We start from the raw sequence: 18297 nt of genomic DNA, 5'->3' as shown, positions 1-18297 counted from the left end.
CTTGGGAGCCAGTCAAGGCAAATTTCCGCAGCCACGCTGGCGCATGGCAAGAAAATTTAACACAGAGTGGCTTCAAAAAGGCCGCTCAGATGGTGGTTGCCGGTTATGAATACAGGTTCTAATATAGTTATCGTCCTGCTGGCAGGAAAAATAAGCATAAGCCCGGGCGGCCTGGCAAAGGGAAAACGCCGCCGCAAACACAGCGCCCAAATGTCAAGAAGTTTTTAGAAAAAAAGAAAGACGGCAAGCATTACAATTAGGTTACACAAGGTCAAACGACCTGTGTACCCTAATTTTTTTGTATATCCGGGCCGGGAAATCAAAGGAGGACACCAAAATGAAACACGTTACATTTCAAGAGTACGAAGCCGCGAAAGCCGAAATTCTGTTAGGCGTACAGTATAAAGAAGATTCCACGCTGGAAGGCAACGTCATTCGCAAGACCTATGCCACAAAGGAAAACGGCGTGTTCTATGAAGTGAACGACGGTGGGCGCATTGAGTTTTGGAGCGACAAACACCCGGAAAGCCGGATTTACGATGAAAACGAGCGGGCCGCGTCCCCTGTCGCTGAAACCGCCGCGGCGGAAGCTGCCACCCCGGAACGGGTCCCCGGTTACGGTGAACTGTTGCAAGAAAAGATCAGGACGGAAACAAAGGATTTTAACGCCCTGAATGAGTTTGAAAAGTTCATTCTAAACCGCGGGTATCTGTACGACACGGAAGAGGAATTGAAAGCCGGATATGATCGGGCATGGAAAGCAAGTCACGGAATCATGGTGACGGCGGAAGAGTTCGCGGCGGAGATCAAAAGACGGAAAGTGTATGTGATGCCCTTGTACGTCACCCGGAATAATTCATCTACTGCTTCTGCCGTTGTGTCCATGTGTGCCCCCTTTCCTGTGCCAGCCGCTCCCGCGCCGCCACTTTTTCCCGGCGGGTTTCCGCATCCACCACACCGCTGCGCTTCCTGATATCCGCGCAGAGGAAGCGTTCACGGTACAGGGGCCGCACCTGTTTTTCCAATTCTTCAATTTGCTTTTTCAACGCCTGCCTTTCTTCATCTGTGATATCCTTTTTTAGCGTCCGTTTCAAATACCATTTCTTTTTATTGAGCGTATGGATTTTCTCATCCAGTAATTTTTGAAAGGACTGCAAATCTTCCTGGGTGTCGATTTTCTCCCGCGCCAGCAACCTCGCCTGCGCCGAGTAGCGGTTCAGTTTGGCAGCCTCTTTGCGCAAATCAATACTTGGATAGCGTGGGTACGTCTGCCGCTGGACGCTCCGCAAAAGATAGCGGTAGTGGAGATAAGTAGCCCGTAGGCTCCGCATGGTGAGCCTACGGGCAAAGTACCGGGTGAACCGCACCTGATAAAAGTGAAATTCTTTTTGATTGTTCCATGCACCATAAACTTTGCTGGGTGCGTGAGCCTTGCTCTTTTCCTCTATCCTGCGCCGGATATCTTCCTCTGTGTACCCCCTCTTAAATTTGTAGAGCCGGAAAAAGCCGTGCCCCTCTGGTGCAATAGCTGGGTGGGCTGTGTCCCGCTTGACACGGTACCCCATTTCCGTTAAGATATGATAAAAACCCTCCATGTCACGGGCAGCGCCCACGGCCCGGTCGATGTCCTCATACATGGCAGAGTGGACGGTGGGGGATGCCTGCGGTTCCCGGTGGTGCTGGGCCGGATAACTTTCATAGCGGGACGGCTCTGCCTCCTTTATAATAGAAAGGCCGTACTTCTGGCAGAGGGCATCGGACACTTTGCGGATATGGTTTTCATAGAAACTGTTAGGCTGGTGGAATTTCTTACCATCCGCAAAGGAAACAGAATTTAATAGTATGTGGTTGTGGATGTGTACTTTGTCAACGTGGGTGGCAACCACAACCTCATACCTGTCCCCAAACAATTCCCGCGCCAGCTCCACGCCGATTTTGTGCGCCAGCTCCGGCGTGTCCTCCCCCTCCGCAAAACTCTGCTCCATGTGATAAGCCAGCCGTCCGCCCGGTTTACCAAAACGCTTTTTGGTCTTGCGCATTTGGCTGGTGGGAGACTGCCAATCGCAGAAGGGTATAAACAGGTTCACCCCCGAAACCAGCCTGCCGCCCTGGGTCTTGTCCGGGTTCATCACATAACGGACGCAGCGGGCCAGATGGTCAGTCACCGGCCATATCTTCGTCTGTGCCATCCGCTGTCCCCACAACGGCGTTCTCAATGCGCTTCAGCGCATCCCGCAGCTGTGCCGCGTTCTCAAAGTAAGCCGCCTCGTCAATCAGCCCGGTAGCGTTTGCCACAAAAGCAAGCTGGTTCAGGTTGTTGCCGATTGCTTTTATCTCCCGCGTCATGGAATGGTAATCGGCTGGGGGCGATTCCCTAGGCTTATACCCATTGATGATTTGCCGGACATAGGCCGACATGGTAAGCCCGCAGGACTTAGCCCGTCTTTGTAACCGCCGGTGCTCCTTTTCCGTCAAACGGAAATTAAACCACATTTAATCCTCCTTTCCGGGGTCTTAGGGGCAGCGCCCCTAACCAGGCGGATGTGTATACGCTTGTGTATACAGGCGTGTATACATTTGCGATGCTGGCTCGTCTTTGAACCGGGGTTCCCCCGGTTCAAAGATTTGACGGCCCTTCGGGCCTTTTTCCGTTCTCCCCAGCCTGCTTTTTCAGTGTAGCGTCGATGTATTTCCGTATGGCAACCGGAACGGTTTTGCGGTATAACTGCTCCACCGATTCCACCATGCAGCACTCCAAATCTTCCCCGTTTTCCTCCAAAAAGTGTGTGAGTGCCTGGGATTTTTCATCTGGGAAGGGCAGGGCAAGACTCAAGATATTTTCCTTTTTTGCGATAAAGATCACCTCGGCTTTCCCAAAATCCGTATGAAAAAAACCACCTGGGGGGCGATCTGGCAGGGTGCATATTGCGGTCAGAGTTCAATATCATCGCCCCTTTTCCGTGCGTGCTTGATGGGTTTCTCATGGTTCTGTGAACCCTTCTCCTTCCCCAAAACCTGTTCCCGGAACATGGAAATGAAGCCGTCCAGTATATCCCGTCTCTTTCTGAATAGTTTTTGTGGGGATCTGCTTTTTCTTGAACAATATAACTCGCAGCCGGTTCTTTATGTCCGGATCGTCCTCAGAGGCAATAGCGGATATTATTTCGGATAGTTCTTTCATCGTAGCATCATAACTGCCAACTATAGCTATAAGTCCAGTTCGTACATATTTGCGAACCCACAGCGTAACGGATGGCTCTGAACAGCCTAATGAGCTGCAGATTTCTGACACTGGGACTCCTTGAGCGTACAAGGACAAGGCATGTAATCGTTTCTTAACCGCTGCGTTCCCTTTGTATGTCTTATAGGCGTTTATGAGTTCAGCTTGCTGCTCTTTAGTAAATTTAACTCTTCGGCCCATAAAGTGTAAACTCCCGTATAATTCATATTCTTTTGTATGATTATAGCATAACATTTTAATGTGTGCGGTATGGGTGCTACAGAAAATGGCGACTCTTGATACAGAGCCGCCATAGACTTTTTGGGTGAATAGACGGAACTAACTGTTTTTCCGTACTACTCGAATCGAGGAGGTAAAAGGCGCAAGTTTGCGCTGTGTCAACTATCATGGTATGACCGAACCCCAAACGCGAGACGAAACGCCCGCCCTTAAAGCCCTTGGCCTCCTCGTGCAGCTCACGAACTCATGGACGAGGCAGCCGTCCACTCCCGCCGCACCAGTCACAGGGCAGGCCATTTTTCTTGCCTGTGCCGTTACACCAGTTACATTCCACGGTGTAGGTCTCGAAGGATGACAGTTCTCCTTGGTTCATTTTGGGCGGGTTTTTCAGTTTTCTCCCAATATCTGGATCAATGCCGTGCCGTATTGCACTGTTTCGTATCTTGGCATCGTATGCAGCTCTTGCTGCAGTGCCCTGACAGCATTGAAACGAGGCACTGCCTGTCCAATGTCTTTTGTGACAAATCGGACATTCATAGCCTTTGAGAAAATCAAACATTTCTATTTCCCTCCTTTTTCTAAAGTGCATGGTTGGAGCCAGTTCCCACGATTGTAACTCACCCAATAAATATATGCAAACTTGAGCGGTTACACAATTGAAAACTTAGAGATTTTATACAAGTTTTCTGCTGTAGAACGTAGAATGCAACAGACTTGTTAAGATGTTGCATCTATGATGTAGAATACCTTAGCATACAGCAGCACGCACAGCCTGTTCCTCGAGCAAATCCAGGGAGGAGGAGAATTTCTTCTTGCAATCAGCGCCGCAAAGTGCTAGAATATGTATCAATCTAACAAAACTGTAACAACTGTTTGCCTGTAATCCGTTATACTAACCTAAAACCACAGGCAAAGGAGTAAAGGATCATTATGGCAGCAACCGAACCAATCCGGGATAGACAACAAATAAAAGCGCTGGGGAAGTATTTTCTCCAGCGCGGGCAGCTTAGAAACTATGTATTGCTGGTCATGGCAGCGCACACGGTTCTGCGGATCAGCGACCTTCTAAGGCTGAAATGGTCAGATGTTTACGATGAGGAACGAGGTGAGTTTTTGCTGCATGTTACTGTAACTGAACACAAAACCGGCAAGGCGAAGACTTTTGCCCTAAATAAACAGGTTCTTCATGCGCTGCGTCTGTACCTACCCCACAGACGCAGCGATTTCATTTTCTCCAATAACCGTAAGGTTCCAAAACCGATCTGCCGCGTACAGGCGTGGCGCATTCTCCATACTGCAGAGCTTGCGGTGAAAATCAAGCAAAAAGTGGGGTGCCACGGCCTGCGAAAAACCTGGGGCTACCATGCCTGCCGCAGCGGAAAAGTCCCGCCTGCGGTGCTGATGAGCGTGTACAACCACACTAATTTCAAGATGACAATGCGATACCTAGGAATTGAACAAGACGATGTGGACAAAGCCTACCTGGAAGTTGAACTGTTCTAAACCGCTCTTGCCGCCTAATACCGATTATGGTAACATAGTAATATGGATAGTGATGAAAAGCCAACAGAAAACAAACAGGCTGGTATTTTTAGTTCACCCAACTTAACGGTGGACACAGAGAAATTAGCAGGGCTTGGTCGGAATACGTCTACTGCAAGGACACAGGGGTCTCAATCCGCAGTTAAAAGCACGGCAGGCAAGAAACGCAACGTTATCCCGCTAATCATTGCTGCTGCGGTGATACTTGTGGTGGGCGGAGTCGTGGCAGGCGTAGCTTTGAGCAAAAATGTCTCTCAAGGTTCTGGCTCGGCTGTAGAATCTAGGCAGAAGTTTGACCAATTTGCAACCTATCTACTATTTATGGAAAGCAGTACAAATCTGTCGGGAGAATATGAGCCGGGACACAGCTATCAGTTGTCTGAGCATTTTTACAGCGAAACGCCAGATGATGACTATTGGGAAACTTCTGGTCTTTTGCTAAAGAATGCGGTGGAGGCTTACTCCGCCATGCAAAATGGCCAGAGCCAAGATATGTTGTCTCGATTGCAAGACTATCAAACCCGCTTTAAGGTGCTGCACACTTGTCATACGCTCGGAGACCCTACGCAAGATCAACTGATTGCCAGCTATACCGCATCAGGGCTTGAAGGAGCCAAGGCTTTTGTTGAGAATTACTACTCTCCACTAACAGATATCGAGTCAGCCACAGCCCAAGAAATCACCAACGGAAAGATTATTTATAACCAGCTCTATCTTGATTACTTGGATGCAGCGTTTAAGGGAGGCTGCATAAAAGACGGCAAAATTGCCCAGCAATGCTCTGGCGGTGGGGATTCCGCCATGAGTACGTTAGACTATTTGGATTTACTGGGGGAAATGAATTTGGCGGAAAACGCGGCGTCTGCATTGGTATTAAACCTGGTCGATGACTTGGAAGAGCAGTGCTGGACGATTCATGGCGAACTTAGCAATACTGTCAGCGTATTGCTGTCTTACCCGAAAGGAGTGGCATGAACCGTTCTGCCAAGATAAAGCGGTGGGGCGGGGTGTTCCTGGCATTTGCGGCGCTTTTAGCTGTGGTATTATTCTCGGCCCCAACCTTTGCGGCAGGAATCTCTAAGGACAGCTTAATAGAGAAAGCGGCGTTAACTGGTCTCTATCGTTGTTATCTTAGCGGGAACATGCGCAAAACGATCGATATTGACAAATACACCGGCCCCAGCTATCTGTACACAGGAGATGCGCAATTTAAGGTGGCTATGCCGTCTGGTTACACAGACCGCAATCTCCTCACCTGTACGCAGATTCTTGACGGCGTGAGGGACAGGAACAAAGGAGCCAACGCATACGGTGGCCTGGCAACTACTGCAGGCGCATTGTCCACACTCACGACACCAGACGCAAAAGCACGTTTCCTGACAGGCATGGGTTACCAACTGGAAAGCAGTTCATCAGAAGAGTCTCAGAGCTGTGCGATTTTTACCTATGATACTACAATCGACCCGGCAGATTTCCGGCAAGACACCGTTTCTTCTGTGAATACAACCACGGTTTGTTTAAAGACCGCAGACGGCAAAATTGACAGTGACCGGCCAACTGTTACCCATAGCTCCAGTATCAATAATGGGCAGGTTACGCAGGATAATAGAAATAGCGGTTTACAATTTGTTGCCGGGAAGAATAAAGTTACCTGTCAATTTGCGGGTGATAGCAATAAAACTGAAGTTAAGTTCAAGGTTGGGGATACATGGCAGAGCTTTTACGATGGCATACTTACCAATGGCTGCGCCAAAGATTCCACTACATATGTTTCAGCTGGCGGCGGACTGGTTACCCAGCAGCGCAGGGAGCCACAAAACAACCCTGGCGGGAATGCCGCATCCACATACGAATTCCCTTCCGACAAAAAAGAAACCGCAGCGGAGTCAGCTATCCGCACTTTGTCGAATAGTTCTTACCGCAACTATGCGGCGGTAGCGCTCAATCAAGAAGAGAAGGTTATTTTACTACAGACATACTTAGAAGGCTTTTACCAAATCTCAAATAAAGGCTGTGAGCTGACGGGAGACAGCTTATCTCTGGCGCAAGGAGATGGATATAAAGCGGCACGGATTTTTGACAAAGAAAGCAATAGTTTCAAGAGTTGTTATGTAAAGGCTGAAAAGAATGCCGACAGCAAAGTATATGTCTGGGATGACACCGACCACATAAATCGAGACAACCAGATGACTTTTGATGAAGTCCTGAATGCTCTGAATGGGTTTACTATTACTGCCCTGTCTGATCCAAGTGCGATTGGCGATATTACAAGCGCTACAGAAGATCCGGCTGACGTTTCCTCTACGACCGCCTGCTTTGCCAACGCTGGGCCTTTGGGGTGGATTGCTTGCCCGGTTTTGGAAGCCGCCGGAGGATTGGCGGAAACGCTTTATGGCTTTATAGAGACCAATTTCCTACAATTGGACGGCAGTCTTATTACTACAGATGGCCTACGTAGCGGATGGACGCAGTTCCGGGATTTTGCGAACATTCTGTTTGCTATAGCGTTTGTTATTGTGATATTAGCACAGGTTACTGGCATCGGAATATCTAACTACAATGTAAAGAAAATACTCCCGCGTCTCATTATGGTAGTAGTATTAGTCAACGTCTCGTTTCTTCTATGTCAGCTGGCAGTAGATTTATCCAACATAATTGGATATAGCGTGCGAAACCTGTTTGACGGCTTTGCGCAGACCGCCGCTAATGCAGTGGAGGTAGATGGGGTGAGAGGTGTCCCGTTCAACTTCATGGATGTATTTAGCGGTGTAATAGGCGCAGCTTCGTCAACGGCCGCGATAGCAGGTATTGTAGCTGTGTTTGCCATAAAAATTCCTTGGGAGTTGTGGCTCTTCCCAATCATTTTAGCCGTTATCGGGTGCCTCATCAGCATTTTCTTCTTCCTGCTTTTACTTGGCGTGAGGCAGGCAGGCGTCATTGTCCTTGTTGCGCTGGCCCCCGTCGCCATCGTGTGCTATGCACTACCGAACACGAAGCCGATTTTCGACAAATGGCGCAAAATATTCGTAGGCTTGCTGTTAGTCTATCCAATCTGTGGCCTCTTGATGGGTGGCGGTCAGTTTGCGTCCACGCTCCTGCTATTAGTAGGACACGAGGGCGATGTGGGAGCGTTCTTCACAATTGTAGCCATGTTGCTGTCAGTCGTACCGTTTTTCCTCATTCCCTCAATCTTGAGGAACTCCATGTCTGCTGTAGGCAACCTGGGAGCTAAAGTAACCCAGTTCGGGAAGAATCTTGGCGGTGGTATTACTCGTGGCATTCGTGGCTCTGAATGGGGTAGGAACTTCCAGCGTCAGCGACAGATGAGTTATGACCTAAAGGCATCGCAAAAGCTACAAAAGAAAAGAGAGCGAAAACTTGCTAACGGTTAAGATTTGGGTCGTGGTGCCGCTCGCAGACTATTCCTACACACATCCGCATATAACCGTGCTATGTCAGAAGATATTCGCGCTGGCGGCGGACAAGAGTTACTGGCCCCGGGTACGCCAGCTTATGAGGCAGCACAAGCAAACACAACCAACACTCAGCTGACTGATGATACAAAGGCTCGCCGTAGTGTCTACGAGTCCAGCATGAACACTGGTAATGCTGCCGTAGTGGGCGCAGAATATGGCAGAGCCCTCGAGCAGCTCCATGCTAACCCCACCGACCGCAATGCCTTGGTAAATGTCCGTGCCTTGCAGGATATTCTAAGCGAGACAGATGAAGGCCGAGGTCAAGTCCAAAGTCAGATGAACCGGGTACTGAACAACCATCGCGATTTCTACTCCAGCGCCGCCGCCAAAACACAGGATTCCGCCCTCAGCCAAGCAGCCCGACATCTCTCGTCCACATATGGCGGACAGTACAAGAAGACTAACCGTGGCACATTCGCGATGATCAACGACTTTACAAATAAAGATTTCGACAAGGCGTTTGGCCAGTCCAGCGATGGCATGCAGTACGGAATCTCCGATCAAAACGGCACTGCTCGTTCTAATTACTATGATCAGGCTGGTATGACGAGCTATACGGCACAGACCTTGCCCGAAGCAGATGAAGGCGCTCTACAAGGTATCAGCAATACGTTGGATGGCATGGCGGAGCTAGAAAAGAATGGTGTTACTTTGAGTGAGCATTCTGCCATGCAGCGCAGTCAGATTGTTGCTACAGCCGGAGATGCGCTGGGTAACGCTAATATCCATATGAAACCAAAGGTTGCGGAACAGTTGCAGAGTATGATCATCAAGGGTAACTCCGCCCAAACTATTGGCGGTACGAACGCCGGTGCGCTCAACCGTATGGCAGAGAGTATCGAACAGAACACTATGAGTTCTGTTGAGCAGGCTCAGCTTGTGTCCATGGCACACGATGCACTATCTGGCGGACATGTAACAAACACAGAGAAAGCTGCTGCACTTAACCACATTTTGGCGGCAGCAGGCCAGCCAACTATTGACATCTCTCAGCCTATCAATGGAGCAACCGACGTTGACTCGGGGAGTATTCCAGTTCCTCATGAGGATTCTGTGCCCTCACCATCGCCTGCACCGGCAAGACCAGCTAGTGACGAGATTTTCACCATAAACCCTGATGGAACAATATCCGGCGGCATAAAACCATTTACTATAAGTAATGGTAGGCTTACAGATAGCGGGATCATTCTTCCTCCGGAGCGCCCGAACCGCACCCGGCCTGGTTCCCGGAGCAGTAAACCGGGTCAAAATGGCGGCGAAAGAACTGAATAAGTTCTGATGATTGGTCGTCGTGCAAATGGGTGCAAAAGCCTGTAATCGTGTAAAGTTGCCTCGTAGCTTATAAACAAAAGGTGCTGGAACAAGCCTCCATTTAGCTTGCTCCAGCACCTTAAATTGACCCCAAAACAGGAGAAAACCCCTATTTCTAGGGGTTTTCTCTACGTCACGGCAGATATTTTTTGTATCAAACGTGACGTCCAAACATGGTCCGAGTGACAGGATTCGAACCTGCGGCATCCTGCTCCCAAAGCAGGCGCGCTACCAACTGCGCTACACCCGGTTATTTAAGTTTTTCGTCCCGCTACGCATATTCTCCCAAATGTCGCACGCTACCAACTGTGCCACACCCCGAGAGGTATTCTCATAGCGATCATCTAAAGACTTACTTCTACCCTCATTATCCCAACAGTAAATAAAGTTGAAGCTACTTTACAACAAAATATTATGGTCACCCCCCAATACGGTCTTTGAATGTTCTTATTATACCGTAAATAGCCACAGAAGTCAATTCTATAATTTTATCGGAAGTGTCCAAAAGCAGAGTTAAAGGAAGTCAAAGAGAGAAAAAGGGACAGCAGCCCCAGGATGGCGAGAGAGATAACGGCTTTTCTGTGCGCCAAAGCGGTTATAAGCACGAACGAAAACAGTAAGAACGGCCTAAAGGTTCTCCAGCTTTCTGGGAAAGCACCTGCTGCGCCGGGCCGAGGTCGGGATATATAATACACCTCTTGCGAAAATAAAAATAGTGCGATAAAATAGAAGCATGAGATACGAAAAGCTAGCGGAATATTCAAACACAAAATTTCGGAGAATTACCGGGGTAAAGCGGGCAACATTTGACAAGATGGTAGAAATTCTGCAAAAAGGATATGCGGAAAAGCACCGGCGCCGTGGGAGGACGCCAAAGCTGAGCATAGAGGATCTGCTGTTGGCCACCCTGGAGTATCTGCGGGAATACCGTACTTATGCCCATATAGCAGCCAGCTATGGGATAGCGGAAAGCAATATCTACCGAGGGATCAAGTGGGTGGAAGACACGCTGATAAAGGATGGGACATTTTCGCTGCCAGGACGGAAAGCGCCGCTGAAAAGCGATGCCGAGTATGAGGTGATTCTGGTTGACGCAACGGAATCGCCCATTGAACGACCTGAAAAAAGCAAAAGCGATACTATTCCGGAAAGAAAAAGCGGCACACACTGAAAACACAGATCAAGATCCACATGACAGGGCGAAGACCACCCATGAGCATGAACGCGAAATTGATGACGAAGTAGATGGCGGAAAAGATGCCAATCGTAATCAGGCCTCTACCCTTCAGCATTTTTCCGCTTGCTTCGTTTGATATTTTGTCATTCCTCTTATAAGTTAGATGTTGCTAACTTCACTGGGAAAAGAGATGCGCTTTCCCAGCGCGTCAATAGGAAGAATAGCAGGATGCAAATGCTTTGTCTGTCCCTATTCGACCAGTTTGTCCCATTTGGACAATAAATTTTATCGCTCACTTGTTGCAACTATGTTCTATTAACTAAAAGATAATTTATATTATATACTACTGTACTGCAACAAGGAAATTGAATATCCATACCACCCATATATCTTGTTGTGGTACGTTTGCTGCACTAGGTTCAAAGCTTGTATGCCACATACAAAAAATTGCACAGCTTGATTACATAAAAACGAGCATCTTCCCTGCTCATATCATGCCGTATCGGTTCAAAAAGTGCGGTGTAGAAGGAGTGCGTCAGCATATGAAAGACTTTGAGCATAACATCAAAATTGCCGATGTTCTCTTTCCGCATCTCTGCAAATTGTTCCAAAAAACCGCTGTTGATGCTTGTCACTTTCTCAATCATTGCAACATATCGAGAACCCTCCAAACACCCCATAGCAAGTTTGAACGTATCAGACGGGCTGGCACCCATCCAGCAGGCCTTTGTGTGCTATAGCGGAAAAAATGGCAGCGAGATGTGTGCCAAGCCGTCAGGCGCGATTTCTTCAGTGGTTCCTTAAGTGCGTTTACTATAAAGCTCCCTGCATCCGCAGGGCTTCCTTCCGGGATGCGGGTTGTATGATGGTGATAATTTTTCACGATTTATAAAAATTTTAAAAAAATGCTGGCTTTTTTTCCGCAAACACGTTATAATATGTCGTACCGCAAAGAAAAAGTGGGTATGCTGTTTTGGTGTATGGACAGGCAAAGGGCTTGGCATCATCTTTACGGAAAAGGGAGCGCGGCATGGAAAAGAAGGCAGGCAAAACCTACAAGCTCCGCCAAAGAGCCAATCTGGCCACCCTCCTTCGGGAGTTGCGCCAGCGTGCGGGCTTTTCACAGCGGGAAGTTGCCAGTATCTTAAATATGAACCGTTCTACCTATACGTATTACGAGACAGGCAAAACGCTGCCGGATCCTATGACGCTAAACCGGATTGCCAAGATTTTTGGCGTACCGCTGGACAGCTTTTTTATGGAAGATGAAGCGCTTCTTATTTTATCCGATTCTTCTGTCCCCGCCAACCGCGCCCGGAAAAAGCGGTTTAATCCCCAGCATGTGGGAGACTTAACCACAGAGGAGCGGGAGATTATTGCTTATCTGCGGGACAGGGAACTTTCTGCGGAGGCAGTGCTCCAGGCATTGCGCAACCGCTTCGACCATATGGAAGAAGAATAATCCCTATCAAAATTGAAGCGGCCCCAGCAGGTTTCGACAATTTTTGCGGCTTTCATGGGGTAAAATGTGAAAAGAAACCGCGACATGCAACTTGAATATAATAATATATGCGCTTGTAGCTCAGTTGGATAGAGTATCAGACTCCGACTCTGAGGGCCGCTGGTTCGAATCCAGTCAAGCGCGCCACAACCTCCAAGGTTTGATGCCTTGGAGGTTGTTTTATAGTATAAAATGATGATTAAAATAGCAAAATGCATAGTTGTGAGGCTGGGCTTTTGGTTATCCAACTAGTTTTTGCAGCAGTCAAAATAGTAGTCAAATGTCCAGGCTTTCCTGTAGAACCGCACTCGCCGCTTTTTTCTTGTCATCAAAGGCGTGGGTGTAAATATCCAGCGTGGTGGACACCTGGGAGTGCCCCAACAAACCAGACACGGTGGCTACATCGGCCCCACCCGCTATCATGAGGCTCGCCGCCGTGTGCCGCAACGAATGGACGTTGAGGTCTTGTGGCAGGCCGTGCTTCTTGAGGATCATCTTAAAGCGCCAGGTGAAGCTGCTGGGGGTCATTGGCAGTTCCATGCCGTGGCGGCGGAAGATATAATCGCCAGCGGATAGTTGGCGTTCGTCATAGGTTTCCGTTTCCTGCGCGCAGAATTTGCGGTACTCTTTGAGCAGGCTTGCCATCTCAGCGGAGAAGTAAACGTAGCGGTCACCAGCGGTAGTCTTTGGCTCCTTGACGATGACTTTTTCGCCGGTGACTTTCACCACGTTGCGGCAGATATGTATGGACTTCTCCTTAAAATTCACATCGCACCACTTCAGGCCACAGCATTCGCCCCGGCGCATGCCAGTGGCGATAATCAGTTTGAAGTAGGTTTCGTACTTGATGCTTTCTTCCTCAAGCGCGGCAATGAATTTTTGAGTAGTTTCCTTATCGGCAACATTCTGCTTTTTCTTCTTTTTGCCGGTGTACTTGTAGGTGCGCCATGCTGGGTTATGTGACAAAAAGCCGCCCTCCATCGCGTCGGAGAGGATACCACACAAGCAAGCGTGGACACCCTCAACGGTGCATTCAGAGAGCGGCTTTTCTGTCACAGAGTTTTTTTGCTTTCGGAGTTCGGCATAAAGGTTGCGGAAGTGTTCGGGCTTTAAATCAGTCAATTTGTAGCCGCCCAGGTACGGCATAAATCGGTCGATGTCCTGCTTGTCCCTGGCTAGAGTGGATTTTACCAGTTTTGCGGGGGCAATCTCCCGGAGCCACAGTTCTGTGTAGGCCGCGAGGGTAATGGCCTTGTCCACTTTCATTGGCTCATTGTGACATTGTCGCTCGAAGAGGGCAGCTTCTTCCTCGAGCCATTTTTCCTTGGCCTTGGGCGTTAATCCCTCGGGCGGGTGAACGGTTTTCTGCTGGGGCTTGCGGCGCTTGCCGTCAAAATTGTAGCCCATGGAAACAACCAGCAAGTAACTGTTGCCCCGTTTACGGATGCTCGCCATACTGCCAACCTGCTTTCTGTTGTGATTTGCCCTGTTGAGGCAACCACACAATACCACACCCCTTGCCGGAAATCCAGCGGCAAAAGCACTTTCTACCACTCTGACAAAGAGAGGGCGGTATGTCTGTTCGAGAGCGAATCACTTTGCCACTAAGCGGTGCGGAAAAGCGTTTCCCCCATCACATCAGCAGCTTGATTTTTCAAATCCATCTGAGGATGGCAGTAGGTGCGTTCCAGGAAAGAGGTGTCTGCGTGGCCTACCAGCTCGACCACAGTCTGCTTATCCACCCCGTGGTGGAGCAAGGTTGTGATGAAGAGATGCCGCAAAGTGTGCAGGTGGAAGCTGTCTGGGAAGTCGTTTTCCCGGTAGCTTTGGCGCAGGTGCTTCGTGAAAGTGTCCGGATGGACAGGCTTGCTTTCCTCATTTCTGAAAAGATACGGGCTATGTTCGGCGTGGCTTTGTTCCTCACCCTTTCGCTTGATGCAGTAATAAGTCAGCAGAAATGAGGTTGTATCCTCTTCGATGGCAATGGTACGGTTACGGCCTTTTTTGGTTCTTCCCTCCTGCACGCCGCCCCCAGCGATAACGCTGCGGGAGCGGCTGACAGTTAAGACAGCACGTCTACCAAAGAAACGGAAGTCATCCCATTTTAAAGCACACAGTTCGCCCCGGCGGCAGCCTGTGTAAATCGCCAGGATGTAATACGCCTTATACACCCATTCTTCGTCCAAAAGAGCCACAATGAGCTGTTCAGCCTGCTCCTCCGTGGGAATAAATTGCTCCCGCTTTTCGGTGTCGGGCAGGTCAATCATCCGTGCCGGGTTCTTGGCAATGATTTCGTTGCGCTTGGCATCGCTGAGCACAGCTGATACCACAGTCAGATACTTCTGAACGGTGGCCTCCTGCACAGGCTTGCCATGGCTCTCGCGCTTGCGCAGCTCTACCAGCATATTCTCAAGCGCCATAGGCCGCAGCCTACCCAACTGAATCTCACCAATGAGCGGGTAAACTTTTTGCAGCATCCTGCGGTAGCTGGCCAGCGTTCCCGGCGCATATTTCACTTGCCTGTCCAGCCAACGCCGAGCGTATTCCTCGAAGGTCATCTCGGCGTCCTCGCAGAAGCCATTCTTCACTGTGCGCTCAATTTCTTCAGCGGCATGGCTCACATACTGGCTGATGCCGCGCCTGCTGACACTGTCAGGCACGATGATGGCCTTAGCCCTACAGATTTTTCTGCCATCCGGACGGTAGCCGTTGCTGACAGTGATTTTGAATTTCCTAGCGGGTGATTTTCGTCAATTCCTTTTCCTTTGCGGCAATCTGGTCGTTAAGGCGGTGGGATTGACTTTTTTTCAGCGGGGCCGCATTGATACGGGCTACTATTTCCGAATAGGAAATGCGGATTGTCTTTCTCCGGGTGCAGACGGTTTCAAGCATGATGTCAACAATTTCGTCCAGCCTGTCCCCGTCAAACTTCATATCCTGCATGAGAATGTCATAGGAGATATTGTCCTTGATGATCTCCCGGTAAATCTCAAAAGCTGTCTGTGCGTCCGATTCCTTTCGTTTCCGTTCCGGCGGCATATCACCTTCTGATAGCGTTCTACACCTTAAGAACCTGTATTCACAACCAGCAACCGCCGCCTCATCGGTCTTTTGGGAGCCGCTCTATGTGGAAGCCCCCGACAAGTCCAGCGGCAAGCACCGCCAGAGCGTCCATATCAAGTATGACGGCATGGGCTTTATCCCTCTGGATGAACTGATGAAAGGGGCGGCGTGACCGAAGTCGCTCCGCCCCTTGAAATCACAGGGTTTTCAGGCTTTTTGCCGAATACTGTTTTATGATCACCGTCCATCCCGGCAGGGGGCCTTTTTGCATACCTGCTATTTTTCCACGTGCCACTCCACGCCATTGGGCGTATCCTTCATGACTACATGGCGGGCAGCCAGTTCGTCCCGGATGGCGTCGGCTGCAGCCCAGTCCTTTGCCTTGCGGGCGGCGGCGCGCCTTTCCAGCAGGGCTTCAATTTCTGCGGTTGCCTCTGGGGAAAGGCTGCTTTCCGGCTTCTCCGCCGCCTTTTCCCCGGCCTTCAGCAGATCCAGGGAGAGAACCTTATCGAAGTCCGCAATAAGCCAGCGCTTGGTAGCGTCTGTCAGGTCAGACTTCAGCAAATCATACAGCACCGTCAGCCCCAAAGAGGTGTTCAGGTCGCTGCCCAGGGCCTGGGAGAATTTCTCCTGGAAAACCTTGGCTCCCTGGAAATCCGGCTGGCCCTCCTTGGAGAGCGCCCCAATGCGCGCTGCCAGCTTCTGATACGCCTGGGCGGCATTTTGCAAACTCTCAAAGGAGAAGGTGAGGGGCTTGCGGTAGTGGGACTGCAAGCAGAACAGCCGGTAAACCAAGGGGTTATACCCCTTCTCCTCCAAGGAAGAAACCGTAACAAAGTCGCCCCGGGACTTGCTCATTTTGCCCCGGGCATCGTTCAGGTGCAGCACATGGAACCAGTATTTGCACCAGGGGTGCCCCAGGTACGCCTCAGACTGGGCGATTTCGTTGGTGTGGTGGGGGAAGGCGTTGTCAATGCCGCCGCAGTGGATGTCCAGATAATCCCCCAGCTCCTTCACGCTGATGGCGGAGCACTCAATGTGCCAGCCCGGATACCCCAGGCCCCAGGGGCTTTCCCATTTCAGCTCCTGGTCGTCAAACTTGGACTTGGTGAACCACAGCACAAAATCCGTCTTGTTCCGCTTGTTCCCGTCCGCGTCCACGCTGTCCCGCACGCCCACAGCCAGATCGTCACTGTTCTGGTTGCCGAACACATAATATTTCTCCAGCTTGCTGGTGTCGAAATACACATTGCCCCCGGCCACATAGGCATAGCCCTTTTCCAGCAGCTTCTCCACCATCTCAATGAAATCGGGAACCCGGGTGGTGGCAGGCACCACGGTATCGGGCTTACGGATGTTCAGCTTCTCGCAGTCCTGAAAAAAGGCCTTTGTGTAAAAGTCCGCAATCTCCAGCACAGACTTGTGCTCCCTTTTGGCTCCCTTGAGCATCTTGTCCTCCCCTGTGTCGGCGTCAGAGGACAGGTGGCCCACGTCGGTGATGTTCATCACCCGCTCCACCTCATACCCCTCATAGCGCAGGAATTTCTCCAGCACGTCCTCCATCAGGTAGGATCGGAAGTTGCCGATTTGGGCAAAGTGGTAAACCGTCGGCCCGCAGGTGTACATTTTCACCTTCCCTGGCTCGTGAGGCGTGAAAACCTCCCTTTTCATGGTGAGTGTGTTCGTCAGTTCCATAGCTTTCCCTTCCTTTCTGGCTGTCGGGCTGCCGCCCGCACCTGCTTTAAGAAACTTTTTGAAAAAAGTTTCTTAAAAATCTTCAAAAACTTTCAAGTATTCAACTCCTGGAAACCTTCCGCCCCCGCTGGTTTTGACTGCGTCAAAACATAAAGGTTTTGGGGGTTCTCAGGGGGCCTTTTCCTCAAAAAGGCCCCCTGAGCCGCCGGAGGCAAGCTCCTCTACCTTAGCCTGCAGGCGCTCCAGCTCGCCCCGCAGGCGGCAAAGCTCCATAGACACCGGATCCGCAATGTGGATCTGGTCAAGCTGCCGGCTGGCCGGGCCAACCTTTGTATTGCCGATTTTCACCACCCGGGCAGGCACGCCTACAGCGGTGGCGTCCGGGGGAACGGCATCCAGCACCACAGCGCCGGCAGCCACCCGGGCATTGTCCCCCACAGTGAAGGGGCCTAAAACCTTTGCCCCCGCCCCCACCAGCACGTTGTTGCCCAGGGTGGGATGGCGCTTGCCCGTATCCTTGCCAGTGCCGCCCAGGGTGACGTTCTGGTACAGGGTGCAGTTGTCCCCGATTTCCGTCGTCTCCCCGATAACCACGCCCATGCCGTGATCGATAAATAGCCCCCGGCCTATCTTTGCCGCCGGATGGATCTCAATGCCCGTCTTTTTCCGGGCGCGCTGGGAAATCAGCCGGGCCATAAATTTCATGTTATGGCGGTAAAACCAGTTGGCCTGGCGGTGCGCCCGCACTGCCTTAAAGCCCGAGTAGAGGAAAAAGACCTCTAACCGGGAGCGGGCCGCCGGATCCCGCTCCATTACGGCGTCTATGTCTTCTTTCAGTTTGCGAAATATACGGATCCCTTCTTTCCTGGGCCAGAGGCAGACGCCTCCTGGCCCGCTTTTTTCCGCGAAAAGAAAAACGCCCCCGCAGACAGGGCTTTCCTGCCTGCGAAGGCGGTGCTGGGCCGCGGTTCCACTTCGCTTTGTAACTCTTCCAGGTGATACCGGCCCCCGCCGGGCAGGGATTTCCTCCTGCCTGCTCCAAAACGCATTTCTCCCCGGCTGGCAAAAGGGG

General features: G+C 50.5%; 17 protein-coding genes, 2 tRNA genes and 1 pseudogene. 8 read left to right on the top strand and 12 right to left on the bottom strand.

The window, feature by feature from the left end; translation table 11 throughout:
- Positions 1-337 precede the first annotated feature (337 nt).
- Positions 338-973 carry a hypothetical protein gene (locus tag VSQ30_RS16110; RefSeq protein ID WP_334465416.1) on the top strand — a complete coding sequence of 212 codons (636 nt, stop codon included), beginning with the start codon at positions 338-340 and terminating at the stop codon, positions 971-973.
- On the opposite strand, the gene VSQ30_RS16105 is transcribed toward VSQ30_RS16110, so the two are convergent.
- The 5 genes from VSQ30_RS16105 to VSQ30_RS16085 form a co-directional block, all read right to left on the bottom strand.
- A complete protein-coding gene (locus VSQ30_RS16105) occupies positions 861-2189 on the bottom strand; it encodes a relaxase/mobilization nuclease domain-containing protein (RefSeq protein WP_334465413.1) in 1329 nt (442 codons plus the stop codon). The genes VSQ30_RS16110 and VSQ30_RS16105 overlap by 113 nt on opposite strands.
- Complete coding sequence (locus tag VSQ30_RS16100) at positions 2158-2493, bottom strand: plasmid mobilization protein (RefSeq protein ID WP_334465410.1); 336 nt, start codon at positions 2491-2493, stop codon at positions 2158-2160. The genes VSQ30_RS16105 and VSQ30_RS16100 overlap by 32 nt, the downstream gene beginning before the upstream one ends.
- 124 nt (positions 2494-2617) lie before the next feature.
- Positions 2618-2863 carry a DUF6103 family protein gene (locus VSQ30_RS16095; protein ID WP_334465407.1) on the bottom strand — a complete coding sequence of 82 codons (246 nt, stop codon included), beginning with the start codon at positions 2861-2863 and terminating at the stop codon, positions 2618-2620.
- Between the two features lie 117 nt (positions 2864-2980).
- Entirely contained in the window at positions 2981-3421 is a 441-nt protein-coding gene (locus VSQ30_RS16090; protein ID WP_334465404.1) for a helix-turn-helix domain-containing protein, read from the bottom strand.
- A 283-nt stretch (positions 3422-3704) separates the two neighbouring features.
- The gene (locus tag VSQ30_RS16085; protein WP_334465402.1) at positions 3705-4019 is read right to left on the bottom strand and encodes a hypothetical protein; all 315 of its coding nucleotides are present in this window, start codon (positions 4017-4019) and stop codon (positions 3705-3707) included.
- 371 nt (positions 4020-4390) lie between these two features.
- Here VSQ30_RS16085 and VSQ30_RS16080 point away from each other — a divergent pair, with 371 nt between their 5' ends.
- The 4 genes from VSQ30_RS16080 to VSQ30_RS16065 are packed head-to-tail and all read left to right on the top strand — an operon-like array spanning position 4391 to position 9750.
- A complete protein-coding gene (locus VSQ30_RS16080) occupies positions 4391-4963 on the top strand; it encodes a tyrosine-type recombinase/integrase (RefSeq protein WP_334465400.1) in 573 nt (190 codons plus the stop codon).
- A gap of 42 nt (positions 4964-5005) precedes the next feature.
- Positions 5006-5977 carry a hypothetical protein gene (locus VSQ30_RS16075; RefSeq protein WP_334465397.1) on the top strand — a complete coding sequence of 324 codons (972 nt, stop codon included), beginning with the start codon at positions 5006-5008 and terminating at the stop codon, positions 5975-5977.
- Entirely contained in the window at positions 5974-8394 is a 2421-nt protein-coding gene (locus tag VSQ30_RS16070) for a TrbL/VirB6 family protein (protein ID WP_334465394.1), read from the top strand. Before VSQ30_RS16075 ends, VSQ30_RS16070 begins: the two co-directional genes overlap by 4 nt.
- 60 nt (positions 8395-8454) lie before the next feature.
- Positions 8455-9750 (top strand): hypothetical protein, encoded by a 1296-nt coding sequence (locus VSQ30_RS16065; RefSeq protein WP_334465392.1) that lies wholly within the window; start codon positions 8455-8457, stop codon positions 9748-9750.
- Positions 9751-9963: 213 nt separating this feature from the next.
- Here the strand turns inward: VSQ30_RS16065 and VSQ30_RS16060 are convergent.
- Positions 9964-10039 (bottom strand) — tRNA-Pro (locus VSQ30_RS16060).
- A gap of 483 nt (positions 10040-10522) precedes the next feature.
- Here VSQ30_RS16060 and VSQ30_RS16055 point away from each other — a divergent pair.
- Positions 10523-10977: pseudogene (locus VSQ30_RS16055) on the top strand (transposase family protein); the annotation flags it as partial.
- Positions 10978-11385: 408 nt separating this feature from the next.
- Here VSQ30_RS16055 and VSQ30_RS16045 read toward each other — a convergent pair.
- A complete protein-coding gene (locus VSQ30_RS16045; RefSeq protein WP_334465386.1) occupies positions 11386-11682 on the bottom strand; it encodes a hypothetical protein in 297 nt (98 codons plus the stop codon).
- A 314-nt stretch (positions 11683-11996) separates the two neighbouring features.
- On the opposite strand from VSQ30_RS16045, the gene VSQ30_RS16040 reads away from it, so the two are divergent.
- Entirely contained in the window at positions 11997-12428 is a 432-nt protein-coding gene (locus VSQ30_RS16040) for a helix-turn-helix domain-containing protein (protein WP_334465383.1), read from the top strand.
- 109 nt (positions 12429-12537) lie between these two features.
- Positions 12538-12614: transfer RNA gene (locus VSQ30_RS16035), tRNA-Arg, on the top strand.
- 129 nt (positions 12615-12743) lie between these two features.
- On the opposite strand, the gene VSQ30_RS16030 is transcribed toward VSQ30_RS16035, so the two are convergent.
- The 5 genes from VSQ30_RS16030 to epsC all read right to left on the bottom strand — a co-directional run bounded on the left by VSQ30_RS16030 (position 12744) and on the right by epsC (position 18074).
- Complete coding sequence (locus VSQ30_RS16030; RefSeq protein WP_334465380.1) at positions 12744-13922, bottom strand: tyrosine-type recombinase/integrase; 1179 nt, start codon at positions 13920-13922, stop codon at positions 12744-12746.
- Positions 13923-14071: 149 nt separating this feature from the next.
- Complete coding sequence (locus VSQ30_RS16025) at positions 14072-15127, bottom strand: tyrosine-type recombinase/integrase (RefSeq protein ID WP_334465377.1); 1056 nt, start codon at positions 15125-15127, stop codon at positions 14072-14074.
- 73 nt (positions 15128-15200) lie between these two features.
- Entirely contained in the window at positions 15201-15506 is a 306-nt protein-coding gene (locus tag VSQ30_RS16020) for a DUF6017 domain-containing protein (protein ID WP_502876297.1), read from the bottom strand.
- Between the two features lie 300 nt (positions 15507-15806).
- Positions 15807-17225: a cysteine--tRNA ligase gene (cysS, locus tag VSQ30_RS16015; protein WP_334465374.1), complete on the bottom strand. Its 1419-nt coding sequence runs from the start codon at positions 17223-17225 to the stop codon at positions 15807-15809.
- Positions 17226-17393: 168 nt separating this feature from the next.
- Positions 17394-18074, bottom strand: a complete 681-nt coding sequence (epsC, locus tag VSQ30_RS16010) for a serine O-acetyltransferase EpsC (RefSeq protein WP_334466071.1) — start codon at positions 18072-18074, stop codon at positions 17394-17396.
- Between the last annotated feature and the right edge of the window lie 223 nt (positions 18075-18297).

Origin of the sequence: Acutalibacter sp. JLR.KK004 (assembly GCF_036941085.1) — a bacterium.
Classification (GTDB): domain Bacteria; phylum Bacillota; class Clostridia; order Oscillospirales; family Acutalibacteraceae; genus Acutalibacter.
The sequence above is the reverse complement of the archived record's forward strand: the minus strand, read 5'-3'. Positions and strand labels throughout refer to the sequence as shown.